Source organism: Bacillus sp. FSL M8-0266 (assembly GCF_038613425.1).
In the GTDB taxonomy this organism is placed as follows: Bacteria; Bacillota; Bacilli; order Bacillales; family Bacillaceae; genus Bacillus; species Bacillus pumilus.
Genome location: NZ_CP152015.1, coordinates 497,846 through 515,865 on the forward strand (window position 1 = coordinate 497,846; position 18,020 = coordinate 515,865).

An 18,020-nucleotide genomic window follows, 5' to 3' on the forward strand; every position below is an offset into this window, starting at 1 on the left:
TTTTTTGTGATGATTAGGGAAATCATTTCAATTGTCACTTGCCTTCGTCTCTATTAAAATATTTGGAAATTATTTTTGTAACTTAAAGCCTATTTTTCCAATTCGCTGAGAAAGGTAAAATAGACTTTATGATCAATAATGGAGGGAGTGACTTCTTCTGGGTAAGATACTTGATGCAAAAGCACTAACAAGTGCCATGGATGCAAGGGCAAAACACTACCAGGAACTCCGCGAACAATTGGTAGATTTAAAAAAAGCATTACAAGGTGTTTCTAATCTTGGTGATGATTTCACTGGAAAAGGTGCCGATAACATTAAAAGCTTTTATAAAGAACTGGCTGGAAATGTAGATATGTTTATCAGCTTCATTGATAAGCAAAAAGCCTTTCATGAAGGTGTTTCTGGGACACTAGATGATACAAACTTTGGCGGCGACACCTTTGTAGAAGAACACTTTTTAGACAACGCTGTACATATGGGCGTCAAAAATGCCAAAAGCATTGTGAAGGATCAAAAAAAGGCGCTTAAAACGATTTTTCAAGACATCGACGACCTCATTTCTCTAGAGGTATTTGATAGTCAAACCTTTGATGAAAAAATTGCAGATGCGGAAGACGAGCGAAAAAAGACAGTGAAAGACCTAAGAGAGCTTGATCAAAATTTAAAAGATGAATATGCTTTGTCAGAAACGGAGCAGCAAGCTACAATGGCATTGTACGCAGAAATGATGAATGCCACAAATGACGGAAAAGCGATTTCTCCGATGAATTTTGACAAGAAAGCGTATCAAAATAGCGAAATCTACAAGGCAAAAAGCGATATTGAGAAGCAAACTTCCGAATATCTCAACATTAAAAAAGAACAACAGGAAGCCCGCGAGATCGCAAAGGAACAAGAAGCACTCGCCAACCGTCCTTGGTATGAAAAAGCACTCGATTATGGCGGAAATATCGTCAATGAATTGACAGGCGTGAACGATGCAAAACGCGCCGCTACAGGTTTTGACCCAATCACAGGGGAAGAACTTACCGCAGGACAGCGCGTCGCCGCAGGCGGCATGGCAGCAGCGGGTTATATCCCAATCGTCGGATGGGCAGGACGCATTTTCAAAGGTGGAAAAGCCGTCTACAAAACCACCCAAGCCACCTCAGCCGCAGTACGAGCAGTCGACATCTACAAGACCTCGCAAAAATCCTTTGACGCCTTAAAATCATCTCAAAAAGGCTTATATGGCCTCACCGCCACAAACGGCTTCAGCGAAGCGATTACGGGGCGAGATATGTTTGGAAATAAGATCTCGAAAGAACAGCAGGAAGCGAGTATGAATGCGGCGCTGGGAATGCTTTTGCCGTTTGGGGCGAAGGGGTTTCATGGGAAAATGGGGGTTAAAGGTGGTACTGTTAAGAATGTAGCCAATGGTACAGTGTGGAAGGATATAAAAGTTACTCAACCACTTTATGAAGGTACTAAAATCCCAAAATCTTTTGAATTAGCAACAGTTGATGGAAAGTTCTGGGTGCACCCTAACGGAACAAAACATATGGTTGAGTATATAACTAGAGATGCAACTACACATGGTATGCCGATAAATAGTCAAACTTTATTGTCGAGTTTCCAAAGCTCTGTTAACAATGCTGCTAAGCAAGGAATTAAATATGAAGAAATTATGAAGGTAGGTAATTGGGAATTAATATTTAGTAAACCTCGCGGAGACGGATTACTACCAGTAATAAAGCATGCTGTGTATATGCCTTAAAAGGAGAAATGATGATGTTAAAAGTAATAGAATATAAAGACAGTCAACCTATAAACATTGAGTATGATCTTTATACACCGATTAATATAGAATTTGGTAGTTGGAATATATCAAAAGAGTCAACGATATATTGGAGAACTGGAGATTTCAAAAAATCTTTAATTGAAATAGGTTTAGGGAAATATACAGGTAATATTCGTTCAATTACACTAACGTTAAGTGAAAATGTACATAAAATGGACAGTTTGAAATTAGATATGGAAGAATTAAATATGGTTAAAGGTGTACCGAGTTTTCAGATAGAAGAATCTAATGATAATACCTATATAGACGAAAAAGGTAAATTAAACGTGTATATTGGGAGGGATAAGGTATTCATTTCATTCTCAGAAAATGATGCAGTATCTATTTTGCAAAATGATACAGTAGGATTTGCTTTGGATAAAGAAAAAGTAGTATGTGGTATTTTCATAAGTGGTATGTTAGAACATGAAAAGAAAACATTAGAAGATGCATTGAACTAGAGTATTATGAAATAAAAACCTTGATGGCTAAATGTCTTTTAAGGTTTCTTGTCTTGATCGGAGTTTAGAAAATTATTTGATACTGATGAATATGGTGAAGGAATTTTTAATTATCAAGAAAGAGCTAGAAGCCAATTCACCAAATGAAAACGGATTATATAATTATTTGCAACTGTTTTTTGTTTTTCAAACTTAGAAACGGAAAGGGTTTTTAAATATTGAATGATATATTGACAAAGAAGTTAGTTGTAGAAAGTGGTGTTGAGTTTGAAAAATCTCTAGAGTATGGGGGGCCCTATGAACTAGCGATTGTAGAATATACTCAAGGAGGGAAAGAAAAACTATTTACGGGACTAGCCTATGATATGTACGAAAACGGACATCTTGAAAATTACTTCTATGTAGAGAAAGGTATTAAACAGGGAAAGTATGTGGAATTTTATCCAAATGGCAGTGTGAAAAAAATAGGATATATGAGGAAGAACACTACAGAGGGATATCAGGTGGAGTTTTTTGAGAATGGAAATAAAAAGTATGAATGTGAATGTATTGCTGGCCGAGAGATGACTTACATAAAATATGATAAAGAGGGTAATGTGAAAGAGTTTAAGGAAGAACCTAATGAATCAGATTTAATATATGCTGAAAAATTCAATGACTGATCAATGGTCAAATGAATTATCAGTTAAAAAAGCTTAAAATGAATAGAAATCATTACAAATTGAAAAAGGAGAAAAACCCATGCTACTGATCCTCACACAAAACCAACAAACTATCATTCATGTCCAAGAAGTCTCAGTAAGCGGCAAAAAAATTGAAGGGATGATCTTGGGGAGTACTTCTTGGGCAAAGATGCTCGGCAAGTATGACTCAAATGATCGCGCAGCCGAGATCCTTCAAGACATGATGAAGACGATTGAAGAACATCCAAATGCCACAATGACATACCGAATGCCGCTTCAATAAAAAAGAAACCACCTTTCCATCGCGAAAAGGTGGTTTTTGTTTAGGATGGTGTTTTTCCAAAGGCTAAGAATAAGGGGATGCCTGTGCCAACAAGGGTGGTGGCAAATAGGAACATACCGCAAATAAATAGAAAATGGCTGGCTGAAAAGACGAGTGCCAAAATGAGAAAAACGATGCTGAGTCCTATCATGCTATAGGATGGGACAAAGCGGCGTTTGTAGGTGGCTTTCTTTGTTAGGAATGAGAAGAAAATACCAAATACTAAAGGGACAATCCATAAGTAAAATAAAATAATAAGAGACATACATCATACCTCGATTTTTCCTTCTATTTTATCAGATGCCGATCACAACGGATACTACAAAGCTTCACTTTGTAAAATAATTCATGCAATCGACACAATTAAGTGGGCTGATTCATCGAATGCGTTTTTTGTTTCATATATTCAGGCTGTAAAAGGGCGTACACACAATGATCGGTAAAGCGATTGCCCAGCCATTCACATTGTCTTAAAATTCCCTCAAGCGAAAAGGATAATCGCTCTGGGATGCGTCTGCTTTTCTGGTTATCGACAGCAGCCCTAATCTCAATACGGTGCAGCCCGCACTCTTCAAATAAATAGTGAATGACCGCTTGGCATGCTTTTGTCATGATGCCTTTTCCTTGATAGCCTTCTCCGAGCCAATAGCCGATTGAAACGGTTCTATTGATCCAATGAATTTGATGGGTGCCAATGATGCCGACGAGCTCTCCATGTGACCAAATGCCCGCTTGAAAACCGTTGTTCTGCATCGCTTGCTGCATCGCACCTTGGATAAACGCCATACTGTCTTCCTCTGTCTGCGTTGAATCCACCCAAAGCATCCATTCACGTAAATGCTCTCTCGACCGCTGGATGAGCAAATACAGACTTCTTGCGTCTCGTGGCTCAAGCAGCCGCATGGATATCTCTTGATCCTGATAAACAAACATGTACCCACATCCTCTCAGGGGAATTCTACCATAACCAAATGGAAAGAAAAAGACAGCTCAACACTGTCTTTTACATAAACGTATCTACAATTAAGAAGAGATTAAGTGCTACAACAAGAGCTGCTATCACCCAAGATATTCCTGTCACCCAGCGGGCATTCGTTAATTCACCCATAATTCGTTTTTTACTTGTAAATAAAATGAGCGGAATTAAAGCAAAAGCAATCCCAAACGATAAGACGACCTGACTCATCACAAGCGCAGAGGTCGGATTCACTCCAGATGCAATAATCGCAATAGGAGGAATGATGGTAATCAGCCGGCGAACATACAGCGGGATCCGGTATTGAATAAAGCCCTGCATAATGATATCGCCTGACAATGTACCGACAGAAGAGCTGGATAGTCCGGCTACAAGCAGACCTACACCAAATAAGATGGCTGATACAGACCCTGCGAGTGTACCAAAATGCTGAAACGCAACATCTAAATCTTCAACAAAGAGGCCATTTTTATAAAATAAAGCGGCTGCCACAATCAACATGCTGGCATTGATGGCCCCGGCGACGATCATCGCAATGAGGATATCTAAAAACTCAAAGCGAAAAATTTGCTTTTTCTCCTTTTCCGTTCTGCCGACGACTCTTCTTTGGGTTAAAGCTGAATGTAAGTAGATTGCGTGAGGCATTACAGTAGCACCTAAAATTCCAGCTGCAAGCAGCACGCTGTCTGCGCCATCAAATTTTGGAATGAACAGTCCGCCAGCGACACTTGCGATATCTGGTTTGGCGACAAAGGTTTGTACAGCGAAAGCGATCACGACAACGAACAACATGCCTGTAATACCTGCTTCTAATGCTCGATACCCTCGTCTTTGCAGCTCCAATATCGCAAATGAACCGATAGCCGCGATAATGGATGCTTCAAGCAGCGGGATTCGAAAGAGCAAGTATAAACCAAGTGCCGCCCCGATAAACTCAGCTAAATCCGTGGCAATAATGACGAGCTCTCCCTGAATCCATAAACCGATCGAAACGGGCTTTGGAAACTCTTCACGTGCGATTTCAGGTAAGTTTTTGCCTGTCGCAATTCCAAGCTTTGCGGATAAAGACTGGATGAGCAAAGCCATGAGATTTGATATGAGAATGACCCATAAAAGGAGATATCCATATTTGGAGCCAGCCGCAATGTTGGTGGCGAAATTTCCTGGATCAATATAAGCAATGGCTGCGATAAAAGCAGGACCGAGAAAAGGAAGGAGTCTTCTAAATCCCTTGACTTTTCCTTCAAGTGCACGCTCAGCTGCCTCTGACATGTGTGCCTGTGCCTCGATGTATTTGTTTGTCATATGTCATCACCTAGATTCTACAAAGTTTTGCTTGGGCACAAAATGTTTCCTTGATGCAATTTTTAATCATCATATGCCCATCTTCATGAAAAGTCAACTATCTGAACTAATAGGTTTGTTTATCATATGTAAGTGAAAAAAATAGATACCTTGTCAATCCAACACATAAAAACACCGCCTTTATAGACGGTGTCCCTACTGCTTCCTCTGTTATTTGTTTTTTTAAGATACCCTTGATCCCACACTACGGAAGATCAGGCTTAAGATGATGACAAAGATCGCTGCACCTAAGATTGCTGGAATGATCGCAAAGCCTGCCAAACTAGGACCCCACGTTCCAAGTAATCCATGACCAATCCAAGCACCTGCAAGTCCTGCAATCATTGAACCGATCCATCCTCCTGGTACACTACCTCCAGCGAGTGCACTGCCAATAAGGCCGATGACAATCGCCACAACTAATGAAATCAGAAATCCTAACATGTTGATCACTCCTCTTTTTGTTTGTGTATTAAGCAATAACCGTTTTGAAAAAGTTTCAAACCTTTCGAAACCGATTCAATGTTCTATACGTATGATGGAAAAGGATTGTGTATAATAACAAACAAATACTTCAGCAGCATCTAAGGAGGAAAAAGGCATGGAGGAAAGAGAGTGGCTAAAAGCACAATTAAAGCAGATTGAACAGTGGGAGAAAGATCAGCAAAAGGTATGGTTTTGGGAGAAACTCAGCCGCCTGCCATTTCAAATGCTGGACAAGCTGACGCCTGCCTTTATCCAAAAAAAAATCGGTGTGCTGCTAGATGAAATGGGGCATTACATTCAATCAGGCGGTGCCTATTTGACATCAGAAAAAGGCATCATCCATCAATTTCAAAAGAAATGTGCCGACGAATCGATTCAGCGTATAGAAGATATAGAAAAAGCTCCAATTGAAATCATGGATGCCATTAGTGAACATATGGGGAAAAATAGGACGAATCTCGCCACGGTACAAGGGGCGACAACGGGTGTCGGTGGTATGTTTACACTGGCTGCAGATATTCCTGCGGTACTTGGTCTCTCCCTTAAAACATTACAGGATATTGCTGTCACCTATGGCTATGATCCTAAAAACAAAGAAGAGCGGGTCTTCATCATAAAATGCTTGCAGCTGACCTCTGCTGATGTGGTTGGGAAGAAATCGATATTAAAAGAACTCAGGAGCTATCATGCTTCCGAAGGGAAACACGAAAACATGTTCTCACAAATCCAAGGATGGCGTGAGGTAGTCTATAATTACCGAGATTCATTTGGCTGGAAGAAACTATTTCAGCTTGTTCCCGTAGCAGGGATTTTATTTGGCGCAGTTTCCAACCGCTCACAACTAAAAAGTATTGCCGAAACAGGCATGATGCAATACCGAAAGCGAAGAATTGTCTCAAGACTAGAAGAGCTCACGCAGCAAGAACAGAGTGAATCTGGTGCATAAAACAGCGTGTAGACAAACCCTCGCATTCGTTGTCAGTCCTGCGCGCTGGTGCTCACGAATGTCAAATTCGCTCCGCAAAAGTAGCCGTCCTTCCTAGGGCTGCAAAGGTTTTCTATCACGCTGAAAAGAAGACAAAGGGCTAAAATCAAGATCATTTTAGCCCTTTGTCAACAATCTGAAATCCCCTTACTCAAAGGGATTTTTTATTTGGTCTTATCCTCTTCTTGAAAAGCATGGATTGGAGAATGTTCATAACGCGCACGCAACTCACGAATCTGTTTGATTAGGGTGGAACCAATGGTTTTTTCGGCTTCCTCATACAAAGGATCGAGGGCTTTCATCCATTTTTGTCTTTCTGCTGGCGTCAATTCATGAATGGCAATTGGCGATTCCCGTTTAATGTCCTCCAGTTGATCTTTGTTCATCTGTTCTGCATGTTTTTCATTCCAAGCTGTTGTTTCTTCCATAGCTTCAAGTAAAATTCGTTTCGTTTCAGGTGTCTGGCGATCAAAGAAGGATTGATCTGTTAAGACCACATAGCCCAAATACCCGTGATTACTAATCGTCATATAGTCTTGTATATGATAGAATTTTTTTGAATAAATATTTGAAATGGTATTTTCTTCACCATCTACTTTTTTTGTTTCTAATAGCTGAAACGTCGAATTAAACGATTCCTGATAGGGCTTTGCGCCAAGGAGTTTGAATTGTTTTTCAATCATGTCGCTTTGCATAATGCGGAGAGATTGGTTTTTTAAATCACTAGGCTGTTTGATCGGACCTTTATTAGAGGTGATTTGCTTAAAGCCATTTGTCCAATACGCCATTCCCTTTAGCCCGTCTTTTTGCAGGGTGCCAAATAATCTTTGTCCAATTGCACCGTGCAAGCCTTCTTGAACCGCATCATAATTAGAAAAAGCAAAGGGAAGGTCAAGTGCCAGCCACTCAGAGGATAGCATGCCGAGCTTCGAGGTAGATGGTGCGATAAATTGAACTTGATTCTCTTTGAGTGCATTAATTTCTTCTATATCAGAATAAAGACTTCCGTTGGAGAAAGTTTGAATGGTGATCTTCCCATCGGATTTTTCGTGCACAAGCTCAGCAAATTTCTTTGCGGCAAGTCCTTTTGGTGTATTATCTGCCACGACATGGCTAAATTTGAACACAAGTTGATCCTTCAGCTCTGTCTGTTCATCGTCAAAGGTCGTCGCTGCTTTTGGCATCATATGATAAAAACCAAAGTATAAAGCGGTTACAAAACCGATCAAGAGCAATAGTGTATAGGCGAGTAAATTCTTCATGCGTCCGATCCCCCTTAAATCAAGCATACTTGACCGAGGAAGAATTCGTAAAGATACAGGTGAAAAAAATGATGAGAAATCGATTGAAATTACAACAATTATCTATTAGATGGAAGCTCACCATCCTCACATATTTCGTTGTCATTTTCGCCCTTTTAATCGGAGGAATTGTCCTTGTTGGGGGAATCCAGCAAACAGAGGAACGAGAGCTTCGAAAAAGGCTCATGAACACGGCGAGAACAGTTGCCGAGATGAATGAGGTAAAGCAGGCGTTAGCTGATCAAACAAAGGAACGTGACCGATTACAGCATGCCATCGAAGAGATTCGGATTATTCAAGACGCTGACTACATTGTCGTCATGGATATGGATCATTTGAGATTAACGCATCCAGTGAAAGCAAGGATTGGCCAGCGCTCGGAGGGGACAGATGAAGAGCCTGCTTTTGCCGAGCATATTTATTTCTCAGAAGCAGAGGGAGAGCTTGGGACCGCCATCAGAGCCTTTTATCCAGTGAAGGATGATCAATTTAATCAAACAGGGGTCGTCCTTGTAGGGAGAACACTGCCAAGTATGATCGATATATTAGGAGAAATGAAGCGGGATATCCTCATGATCCTTTTGCTAACGCTCAGCTTTGGGCTTGTAGGTTCATTTTTGCTTGCTCGTCATATTAAACAGCAAATGTTTAAGCTGGAGCCGCATGAGATTGTCAGAATGCTAGAGGAGCGCACCGCAACCTTTCACTCTATTAATGAAGGGGTCATCGCCATTGATAATCAGCACATGATCACCATTTTTAATGAAAAGGCGAAGCAAATCTTTGGCGTGATAGGGGATGTCGTAGGCCGGAATATTTGGGATGTGCTGTCTGACACAAGACTTCCAGAGATCATTGATCGCGCAGAACCCGTCTACAATGAAGAAATTCATATGAGCGGAAAGCGGATTATGAGCAGCCGGATTCCGATTGTCATGAAAAAGAAAATTATTGGAGCGGTCGCCATTTTTCAGGACCGGACAGAAGCGGCAAAATTAGCAGAGGAGCTAACCGGTGTTAAGAACTTTGTAGACGGTCTGCGGGTGCAAAATCATGAGCATATGAATAAGCTTCATACGATTGCCGGGCTGATTCAGCTTGGTAAACCCGATCAGGCACTCGATCTAGCCTTTCAAACGACGGAAGAGCAAGAACATGTGATGGACTTTCTTCACCGCGTCATTCAGCATGATGCCGTTGCGGGATTATTGATGAGTAAAATCAGAAGGGGCAAGGAGCTAGGCATAAAGGTCGAAGTAGACGAACATAGCTGTCTACGTGATTTCCCTGAGCGTCTAGATCAACATGATATGACGAAGCTGCTTGGCAACCTGATCGAGAATGCCTTTGCCTCCTATGATACTGTAGAAAGAGACACAAAACGCATTTCTATTAGTATTGATCAAACCGAGGATGTCCTCGCGATTTTAATTGAAGACAACGGCTCCGGGATTGAAGAGGAAATGATTCCTTATATTTTCGATAAAGGCTTCACACATGGCAAAGAAGGCGGAACAGGCTATGGCCTGTATATTGTAAAAACGATTATCGACAAAGGGATGGGAAATGTAGAAGTTACATCAAGCATCGGCATTGGTACCACCTTCTCAATCGAATTCCCAATGATCATAGAGGAGAGAGACAGATGACTCAGATTAAGGTGCTATTAATTGAAGATGATCCGATGGTGCAAGAAGTGAATAAAGAGTTCATTAAGAGTGTTCCTGGCTTTCAAGTGGCGGCAGTCGCAGGTAATGGGGAGCAGGGCATCCAGCTCATCAAAGAAATTCATCCAGACCTTGTTGTCCTCGATGTGTATATGCCAAAAAAAGATGGCGTGAAGACGCTTCAAGACATTAGAAAGCAAAAGATACAGGTGGATGTGATCGTTATTTCTGCGGCAAAGGACAAAGAGACCATTGGCATCATGCTTCAAAATGGCGCACGAGATTATATCATCAAGCCGTTTAAATTCGAACGTATGAAAGAATCACTTGAAAGCTATAAAGCGTTTAAATCTAAAATTCGTACAGCAGCAGAATTTTCTCAAGAGATGCTGGATGATATCATACGAAAGCCTGCTGTTAAGCTGGAGGATACTTGGCTCCCTAAGGGGCTGAATGTGCATACGATGAATGAAATTAAAGCCTATATGGGCTTGCAGGAAGGCCCGCAGTCTGCAGAAGAAGTTGCCAATGCACTCGGCATTGCCCGTGTCACGGCACGCCGGTATTTAGACTTCTTAGTGAAAGAAGGCGAGCTGAAATTAGATATGCAATATGGCGGGGTAGGCCGGCCTGTCAATAAATATATCGTACATTCTGACTAAGAGACCAAAAAGACCAAAATGTACGATATGTTCATAAGCTTCACAGCCTTTGGTGAAACCGCTATCATTTAGCTACAGATAATAGTTAAGCGTTTACATCAAAGGGTGAGGGAGTTGATTTTTTATGAAGAGGCTTTTGAAGAACCTGACATTTCAGGTGATTGCAGCTGTCATTATCGGAATCATTGTCGGGATGGTTTGGCCAAACGTCGGAAAAGAAATGAAGCCGCTTGGTGACACCTTCATCAATGCCGTTAAAATGGTCATCGCACCAATTATTTTCTTAACCATTGTTCTTGGTATTGCCAAGATGGGGGATATGAAAAAGGTTGGAAAAGTTGGGGGAAAAGCATTTATTTATTTTGAAGTCGTCACGACGCTTGCTTTGGTCATCGGACTTTTTGTCGTAAATATTATGAAGCCAGGTGCAGGTCTGGACTATAGCAAGCTTGAAAAAGGGGATGTTTCACAGTATACCCAAAATGGAGGACAGGGTATCGACTGGATGGAATTTGTCACACACATCGTGCCATCTAACATGGTAGATGCTTTTGCAAAGGGTGATATTTTACAGGTCTTATTCTTCTCTATTTTATTCGGTGTTGCGCTGGCTGCACTTGGCGAGAAGGGGAAAGGAATCATTGAGTGGCTTGATAAGCTGTCACTTGTTTTCTTTAAAATCATTGGATATATTATGCGTGCTGCGCCGCTCGGTGCATTTGGGGCAATGGCCTATACAATCGGACACTTTGGTTTGGCATCGATTAAACCGCTCGCAAGTCTGATGCTCTCCGTTTATATGACCATGTTCCTGTTCATCTTCGTTGTGCTGAATATCATTTGTAAAATGTATGGCTTCAGCCTGTTTGGTTACTTGCGATTTATCAAGGATGAAATATTAATTGTTCTTGGCACAAGCTCATCAGAATCCGTACTGCCAAGAATGATGGATAAAATGGAACGCTACGGGTGCTCTAAGTCTGTTGTGGGTCTTGTCATCCCAACAGGGTATTCCTTTAACTTAGATGGAACCTCGATCTACTTATCGATGGCTGTGGTCTTCTTAGCGCAAGTGTTTGGTGTAGACTTGTCTATCGGTCAGCAGATCACCATTATCCTTGTTCTAATGCTCACATCAAAGGGAGCGGCTGGGGTGACAGGAAGCGGATTTATCGTGCTGGCTTCTACACTCGCTGCACTACAGGTCATTCCGCTAGAGGGGCTTGCACTTCTGCTTGGAGTAGATCGATTCATGAGCGAAGGAAGAGCTATCACAAATCTCATTGGAAATGGAATCGCGACAATTGTTGTGGCGAAAAGTGAAGGGGAATTTGACGAAGCGAAGAGCAAAACAGCCCTTCAAGAAATGCGAAATATGAAGCAAGCTGTATAGTATAAAAACAACCAAAAACCGAAACCTTATGTCTACATGGGGTTCGGTTTTTTCTTGTGCTGAAAAGAAAAAACATTAAAGCTTGATAAATTTAGGGCGAATCGTAAGACCTCATTGACCTTTTATTATATAATTTACAGAAAGATCCGATATAATGTATATCAGATCCGATAAAAATAGACTTTAGTCCTGGCAGGTGTGTAACGTAATGGCGGCATTTTTAAAATTGTTCGAAAAACCCGGTGTTAAGCGGTTTTCTGTATTTGTAGTATTAGCGACAGCCTTATATCTATTAAGAGGAATGATGAATTTAATTCTCTTGACCTTCATATTGACCTTTTTGATGAATCGGTTAGAAGAGGTCATTAGAGGCTTTTTAAGTCGCTTCCTGAAAATAGGGCAGAAATCGGTTATTACCCTTTTGTATATTCTTTTGGCTGGTGGATTGACGTTTGGTGGATTCGTGTTTGTGCCAATCATCGCCAAGCAGGTGGAACAGCTATTTCATTTAGGAAAGAAAATTGCAGATCATCCACAAGATTTACCCTTCTTTGATGTCATCACGAACGTATTCGGAGATTTTAAAATATCAGCTTACTTTGAGAAAGGGTTTAATTTCCTCTATACATACTTAACTGATTTCAGTACGTTCAGTATCCAGGTCATTATGTCCTTAATATTAAGCATGTTCTTCCTGTTCGAAAAGGAACGCCTTATTCAATTCATGAACAAGTTCAAAACGAGTAAAATCTCTGTGTTCTACCATGAAATCGCCTTCTTTGGACGTAAATTCTCCAGAACGTTTGGAAAGGTACTCGAAGCACAGTTTATTATTGCAACTGTTAACTGTGTCTTAACAACCATTGCGCTAGGCATTATGGGATTCCCGCAATTATTTGGATTAGCGGTCATGGTCTTTTTGCTAGGCTTAATCCCAGTGGCAGGTGTGGTCATCTCACTTATTCCACTTAGCATCATTGCGTATACGCTTGGAGGCGGCATGTATGTCCTGTATATCGTGCTTGTGATCGTCATCATCCATGCGATTGAAGCCTACTTCTTAAACCCAAAGCTCATGTCAGCAAAAACAGAACTCCCTATTTTCTTCACATTTATTGTGCTGATCTTCTCTGAACACTACATCGGCATTTGGGGACTGATTATTGGTATCCCGATCTTTGTGTTCATTTTAGATATTTTGGAGGTCACGAATAAGGAAGAAAGTAATTAAAAAGTTCATATGAACCTGTTTACAATTTTCTGAAAATAAGGTATAAATAGTATGAAAATATCATATTACCACACGCTTAATCCTTCTAAAGGAATGGTGGACCCATGTTTTTGGGGTGAATTTTTCTCTGTGAGAAAAAAGGACATCTCTTCGTCCTAACCCGTCAGCTAACCTCATCGGCGTGAAGAGAGTAAACAGTGGTACGTGTATGGAAACAAAGACCCACGAGAAAACTCTCTTGTGGGTCTTTTTTGATGAGGAAGGGGAGAGTTTATTGAAGCTAGCGACGAAAATTATTATTGCCTTGTTTGTAGGTGCAATCACAGGACTATTGCTTAACATTTTTGCTCCAAATGTATTCAAAGTGTTAGACCCTTATCTATTTACGCCTCTAGGTCAAATCTTCTTAAATCTGATCAAAATGTTAGTGGTGCCGATCGTATTCTTTTCCATCACACTAGGTGTAGCAGGTCTAGGTGATCCGAAAAAGCTTGGCAGAATCGGCACAAAAACCATTACTTATTTCCTGCTTACTACTACTTTTGCCATCATCATTGGCATTTCATTAGCCTTATTAATCAAGCCGGGAGCAATCGGTCATTTTGATACGAAAGCGGCTGATTATTCCGCAGAGGAAGCCCCATCAATGGCAGAAACACTACTCAACATCATTCCAACCAATCCAGTCCAATCTTTAGTTGAAGGAAACATGCTTCAAATCATCGTCTTTTGTGTATTTTTAGGTCTTGGCATTGCCATGCTTGGAAAGAAGACGGAAGGTTTGCTGAAGCTGTTTGAACAAGGAAATGAATTAATGATGTACCTTGTCGGCATAGTGATGAAGTTCGCACCGTACGGAACATTCGGTTTGATCGCAACTGCCATTGGCAGCCAGGGATTTGATGCGATGAAAGCGATGGGCCTCTATTTCTCGGTCGTGTTAGTTGCGCTCGTGCTGCATTTCTTCCTGACTTATGGGTCAACTGTCGCCATCTTAGCGAAACGAAATCCGATGGCATTTTTCAAAGGTTTTTCTCCAGCAATGGTTGTCGCATTTAGTACGTCAAGCAGTAACGCAGTCCTCCCAGTCTCGATGGAAACAGCCCAGAAACGCTTGAAGGTACCAGAGCCGATTTCAAGCTTTGTACAGCCGCTTGGTGCAACCATTAATATGGATGGTACAGCGATTATGCAAGGGGTCGCGACTATTTTTATCGCGCAAGTGTATGGAGTTGAACTGACGCTTGTCCAAATGCTGACGGTTGTCTTAACGGCTGTCTTAGCAAGTATCGGTACAGCGGGTGTGCCAGGAGTTGGGCTCATCATGCTCGCTATGGTACTGAACTCTGTGAATCTGCCGGTTGAAGGCATTGCGCTCATCCTTGGCATAGACCGCTTATTAGATATGGCAAGAACCGTTGTCAATATTACAGGTGACGCCGCATGTGCGGTGATTGTGACAGAAACGGAAAAAAAACACGAGAAAGACGCAGCATCACCGAACCTATCCATGTAATGTAAAAGAAGGGCTGACTCGATCAGCCTTTTTTTCATGGAGTCCCTTGTCTTGCGTGATATACTTTTAACAGAATGAGCGGTCTTATTTGCCGCCAAAGGTTTTACATCAGAAGGAGGAGCCACGTTGGAGTCTGCTGTTCTAAAAGTAGAGAAAGTCGATAAACGAATTGGCCGGAAAATGATCTTACAAGATATATCTATAGAAATAGGGAAGGGGGAAATTGTCGGCTTACTAGGACCAAATGGGTCTGGAAAAACAACCTTGATTCGTTTGATCGTTGGCTTGATGAAAAAAAACAATGGCCGAATCATGATCAATGGATATTCACAGGATGAGGATTTCCTACATGCGATGTCATCTGTTGGTGCAATCATAGAAAATCCCGAATTTTATTCTTATTTAACAGGCTTTGAAAACCTTGAACTGTATGCGGCGATGCACGATGGAGTGACGGAGGAACGAATGCAGGAAGTGGTGAAAAGAGTTCGTCTGGAGCACGCCATTCATCAAAAGGTGAAGACATATTCACTGGGGATGAAACAAAGGCTTGGGATTGCACAAGCCATATTACATCAGCCGAACCTGCTCATTTTAGACGAACCGACAAATGGACTTGATCCTGCAGGTATGAAGGAATTCAGGGAGCACTTGCAAACACTAGTAAGAGAAGAAGGAACGTCCGTATTATTCGCCACACATTTATTGCATGAGGTTGAAGAGTTATGTGACCGCATGATCATCATTCAAAAAGGACAGATCAAAGCTAGTGCCATGCTTCGAGACATAGAGGGGAAAGAACAGATGCTCATGAATATTCAGCCAGTGGAAAAGGCGGTTTCGTGGCTCGATACACATGCCTATACATATGAACGAAACGGAGCGCATGTATTACTTCAATTGAACAAAGACCAAGTGCCTGAGCTGAACAAACAGCTTGTTCTGGCTGGATTTGATGTACTTGAAATGACGCCTCAAAAGCCATCAATTGAAGAGGCATTTATGAAATGGACGGAAGGCGGGACGGCAGATGCTTCAACTCATCCAGAATGAGCATAAGAAAATGATGAGGAAAAAGATCACGTTCATTGCACTTGGATTGATCGTTGTGTTTCAATTGGCGATGGCTTTAGCGTTGAAACGAGTCATTTCCAGCTTTGGTGGACAAGACACTGTCGCCAACTATTTTGCTTATTCCACGAATGTCGTGTTTATTTTACAGGTGCTCGCAGTTGTCATTGGCGCGACCTTGATCTCAACAGAATTTCAAAAAAGGACGATCAAGTTTTTATTGATACGGCCCAAAACAAGGCTGCAAATTTTCCTGTCAAAATACATCACCCTTGTGCTGACGGTCATATATTTGTTTGTTTTTTATTATGTAGTTGCTTTCCTATTTGGCCTTATTTTCTTTGGTACTGCATTTGATGAAAGTACGGGACGATTATTTCAGCATACATTTGCTGTGATCGGATCTCAATGGGTGGAAGTGATCATGATGGCAAGTTTCGCTATTATGTGTTCCAGCTTGTTTAGGAACAGCCTCGTTGCGCTTGTGACCTCGTTTTTTGTTTTATATGCGGCTAAATCACTTGTGCCTATTATGTCTCTTTTAGAAAATCAGTGGGGGAAAATTCTGCTTTTTGCTAATACGGACTTTACTCAGTACAGCTTTCAAGGACCGCCGCCCTTCCAAGGCATGAGCCCTTTGTTTTCTCTATTTATGGTAGGGGCGCATTTTGTTTTCTTTGTTGGCACGGCTTGGGTTCTTTTTTGGAAGCGTGATGTAAATGTGTAAAAATTGTGTCAAATAACAAGAAAAATTCGTGACATCTTTGTGAAAACGAATCTGCATTTCACGATAACCGGCTGATTTTGTCTTATAATAAGAGGGAGTCTTGGAGGTGGCACTATCGTGAAAAATTTCATTACGGCTTTACCCATTTTGTTGCTGCTGTCGTTTTCGTTTGTGTCTTTTGCCTTCCAGTTTGATCATCTTATTTATTTCAGACTAGCGCTGGGAATCTTTTCGTTAGCGGGTCTTTTCTTTCTGTATACACTTAAAAGAAACATGAAATGGTTCATGGTTTATTTATATGCGAGCTGGATCATTCTTGCTGCTGTCACAACATTTGAGGAGCCTGTCTTTTCTCAGTTCTTCTTCGGTGGTTTAACAATGACCATGGGTTATCTCACATATATGCTCATTTATTTAGGAATGAAGCAGGACCGTGTAGCGAAATCACATTAAAACAAAAGCCGATAAAATCACAGCATAGATTTTATCGGCTTTTTTTGTTGAAAAAGACAAAAGAGAGGGGCAGCCAGCTTTGACTGCTCCCCCTTATGTTTATGATTCACGTCCAGCAACTGCAAGCTGCTTCTGATGCTTTTTGTCGATGGTTTCGTATATACTTTCCATCATTTTAGGATCGCGCATGATGGCTTTCTTGTTTTCTTCAATCAATTGCTGATACGTTTTGATTTTCTTCTTAGACATGTGACTCATCGCTCCTTTATAAGAATAAACGTCTATAGGATTCCACATAAATGAAATTGATAATCATTTTCAATTAGCACCTCTATTATACAAAGCGCGATGCCTGAAGTAAAGATTATATTCAGAAAATTCACGTAATCGACAAATTCGAAGCCTAGTCGACGCTCATTCTTTCCCAGGAAATAATTCCTGTCATTTCATGTCGTAAGAGAAGCATCTATATAAAACATTCTTTCGCTCATTGAAACGTTTTGACTGAACAATTCGTCTTATCAAGAGATTTGATGTAAGAGATGGAGAAAAAAAGACACCAGCAAGTGTTTGCTGATGTCCTTCGTTTCACGATTTAAGAAACGTGCCCTTGAAGAAACTCTGTCACTTCTTCAGGTGATTTTGCGTTTGCACTGTGTAAATGACCTGTTTTTTCGCCATTTTTGAAAATTAACAGGCTTGGAATACCCATGACCTGATACGTTTCTGCTAATTCAGGGAAATCATCTTTGTTTATTTCAAACCATTCATGGTGAGCATACGCCTCTAAGATGTCTGGAATGAACATGTCCATTCTTGTACAGTCAGGACACCATGTTGCAAAGAATTTAACGATGACTTCTTTGTCAGATTGAATGATTTCATTGAATTGTTCAGTACTTGTGATTTTTTTCAATTTGTCA

Annotated in this window: 20 protein-coding genes and 1 riboswitch; of the genes, 13 read left to right on the top strand and 7 right to left on the bottom strand. The window is 41.0% G+C overall.

Translation table 11 applies throughout. The annotated features are described in order from the left end of the window. The first annotated feature begins 157 nt into the window (after window positions 1-157). From MKY83_RS02375 to MKY83_RS02390, 4 genes are all read left to right on the top strand, one after another. Window positions 158-1,756, top strand: a complete 1,599-nt coding sequence (locus tag MKY83_RS02375; RefSeq protein WP_342488639.1) for a T7SS effector LXG polymorphic toxin — start codon at window positions 158-160, stop codon at window positions 1,754-1,756. Between the two features lie 14 nt (window positions 1,757-1,770). After that, window positions 1,771-2,280 (top strand): hypothetical protein, encoded by a 510-nt coding sequence (locus MKY83_RS02380; protein WP_111913338.1) that lies wholly within the window; start codon window positions 1,771-1,773, stop codon window positions 2,278-2,280. 215 nt (window positions 2,281-2,495) lie between these two features. Further along, window positions 2,496-2,942 carry a hypothetical protein gene (locus MKY83_RS02385; RefSeq protein WP_113768709.1) on the top strand — a complete coding sequence of 149 codons (447 nt, stop codon included), beginning with the start codon at window positions 2,496-2,498 and terminating at the stop codon, window positions 2,940-2,942. A 79-nt stretch (window positions 2,943-3,021) separates the two neighbouring features. Then, window positions 3,022-3,246 carry a hypothetical protein gene (locus MKY83_RS02390; RefSeq protein ID WP_065097559.1) on the top strand — a complete coding sequence of 75 codons (225 nt, stop codon included), beginning with the start codon at window positions 3,022-3,024 and terminating at the stop codon, window positions 3,244-3,246. A 40-nt stretch (window positions 3,247-3,286) separates the two neighbouring features. On the opposite strand, the gene MKY83_RS02395 is transcribed toward MKY83_RS02390, so the two are convergent. From MKY83_RS02395 to MKY83_RS02410, 4 genes are all read right to left on the bottom strand, one after another. Beyond that, on the bottom strand, window positions 3,287-3,550 hold the full coding sequence (locus MKY83_RS02395) for a hypothetical protein (RefSeq protein WP_012008971.1): 264 nt from the start codon (window positions 3,548-3,550) through the stop codon (window positions 3,287-3,289). A 98-nt stretch (window positions 3,551-3,648) separates the two neighbouring features. Continuing rightward, window positions 3,649-4,218 (bottom strand): GNAT family protein, encoded by a 570-nt coding sequence (locus MKY83_RS02400; protein WP_217013197.1) that lies wholly within the window; start codon window positions 4,216-4,218, stop codon window positions 3,649-3,651. A 70-nt stretch (window positions 4,219-4,288) separates the two neighbouring features. Next, window positions 4,289-5,566, bottom strand: coding sequence for an Nramp family divalent metal transporter (locus tag MKY83_RS02405; RefSeq protein WP_342488059.1), 1,278 nt, complete (start codon window positions 5,564-5,566; stop codon window positions 4,289-4,291). A 222-nt stretch (window positions 5,567-5,788) separates the two neighbouring features. Next, the gene (locus MKY83_RS02410) at window positions 5,789-6,049 is read right to left on the bottom strand and encodes a GlsB/YeaQ/YmgE family stress response membrane protein (protein WP_003214275.1); all 261 of its coding nucleotides are present in this window, start codon (window positions 6,047-6,049) and stop codon (window positions 5,789-5,791) included. 157 nt (window positions 6,050-6,206) lie between these two features. Here MKY83_RS02410 and MKY83_RS02415 point away from each other — a divergent pair, with 157 nt between their 5' ends. Continuing rightward, on the top strand, window positions 6,207-7,037 hold the full coding sequence (locus tag MKY83_RS02415) for an EcsC family protein (RefSeq protein ID WP_126741652.1): 831 nt from the start codon (window positions 6,207-6,209) through the stop codon (window positions 7,035-7,037). 203 nt (window positions 7,038-7,240) lie between these two features. Here MKY83_RS02415 and MKY83_RS02420 read toward each other — a convergent pair whose 3' ends face one another. Then, window positions 7,241-8,338, bottom strand: coding sequence for a DctP family TRAP transporter solute-binding subunit (locus MKY83_RS02420; protein WP_342488076.1), 1,098 nt, complete (start codon window positions 8,336-8,338; stop codon window positions 7,241-7,243). 83 nt (window positions 8,339-8,421) lie between these two features. On the opposite strand from MKY83_RS02420, the gene MKY83_RS02425 reads away from it, so the two are divergent. The 8 genes from MKY83_RS02425 (at window position 8,422) to MKY83_RS02460 (ending at window position 17,097) form a co-directional block, all read left to right on the top strand. Further along, window positions 8,422-10,026 carry a sensor histidine kinase gene (locus MKY83_RS02425; protein ID WP_185108437.1) on the top strand — a complete coding sequence of 535 codons (1,605 nt, stop codon included), beginning with the start codon at window positions 8,422-8,424 and terminating at the stop codon, window positions 10,024-10,026. Further along, on the top strand, window positions 10,023-10,706 hold the full coding sequence (locus tag MKY83_RS02430) for a response regulator (RefSeq protein ID WP_044140554.1): 684 nt from the start codon (window positions 10,023-10,025) through the stop codon (window positions 10,704-10,706). Before MKY83_RS02425 ends, MKY83_RS02430 begins: the two co-directional genes overlap by 4 nt. A gap of 124 nt (window positions 10,707-10,830) precedes the next feature. Then, window positions 10,831-12,099: a C4-dicarboxylate transporter DctP gene (gene dctP / locus MKY83_RS02435; protein ID WP_034666695.1), complete on the top strand. Its 1,269-nt coding sequence runs from the start codon at window positions 10,831-10,833 to the stop codon at window positions 12,097-12,099. A 208-nt stretch (window positions 12,100-12,307) separates the two neighbouring features. Then, a complete protein-coding gene (locus MKY83_RS02440; protein WP_342488080.1) occupies window positions 12,308-13,330 on the top strand; it encodes an AI-2E family transporter in 1,023 nt (340 codons plus the stop codon). Window positions 13,331-13,393: 63 nt separating this feature from the next. Then, a riboswitch (cyclic di-AMP (ydaO/yuaA leader) is annotated at window positions 13,394-13,526 on the top strand. Window positions 13,527-13,604: 78 nt separating this feature from the next. Next, the gene (locus MKY83_RS02445) at window positions 13,605-14,846 is read left to right on the top strand and encodes a dicarboxylate/amino acid:cation symporter (protein WP_342488081.1); all 1,242 of its coding nucleotides are present in this window, start codon (window positions 13,605-13,607) and stop codon (window positions 14,844-14,846) included. A 126-nt stretch (window positions 14,847-14,972) separates the two neighbouring features. Then, a complete protein-coding gene (locus tag MKY83_RS02450) occupies window positions 14,973-15,899 on the top strand; it encodes an ABC transporter ATP-binding protein (protein WP_217013199.1) in 927 nt (308 codons plus the stop codon). Next, on the top strand, window positions 15,877-16,644 hold the full coding sequence (locus tag MKY83_RS02455; protein ID WP_126741647.1) for an ABC transporter permease: 768 nt from the start codon (window positions 15,877-15,879) through the stop codon (window positions 16,642-16,644). The genes MKY83_RS02450 and MKY83_RS02455 overlap by 23 nt, the downstream gene beginning before the upstream one ends. 117 nt (window positions 16,645-16,761) lie before the next feature. After that, window positions 16,762-17,097, top strand: a complete 336-nt coding sequence (locus MKY83_RS02460; RefSeq protein WP_003214381.1) for a hypothetical protein — start codon at window positions 16,762-16,764, stop codon at window positions 17,095-17,097. 99 nt (window positions 17,098-17,196) lie between these two features. On the opposite strand, the gene fbpB is transcribed toward MKY83_RS02460, so the two are convergent. Beyond that, on the bottom strand, window positions 17,197-17,346 hold the full coding sequence (fbpB, locus tag MKY83_RS02465; protein ID WP_065097549.1) for a Fur-regulated basic protein FbpB: 150 nt from the start codon (window positions 17,344-17,346) through the stop codon (window positions 17,197-17,199). A gap of 346 nt (window positions 17,347-17,692) precedes the next feature. Then, on the bottom strand, window positions 17,693-18,013 hold the full coding sequence (locus MKY83_RS02470) for a thioredoxin family protein (RefSeq protein WP_034663973.1): 321 nt from the start codon (window positions 18,011-18,013) through the stop codon (window positions 17,693-17,695). Window positions 18,014-18,020: the final 7 nt, after the last annotated feature.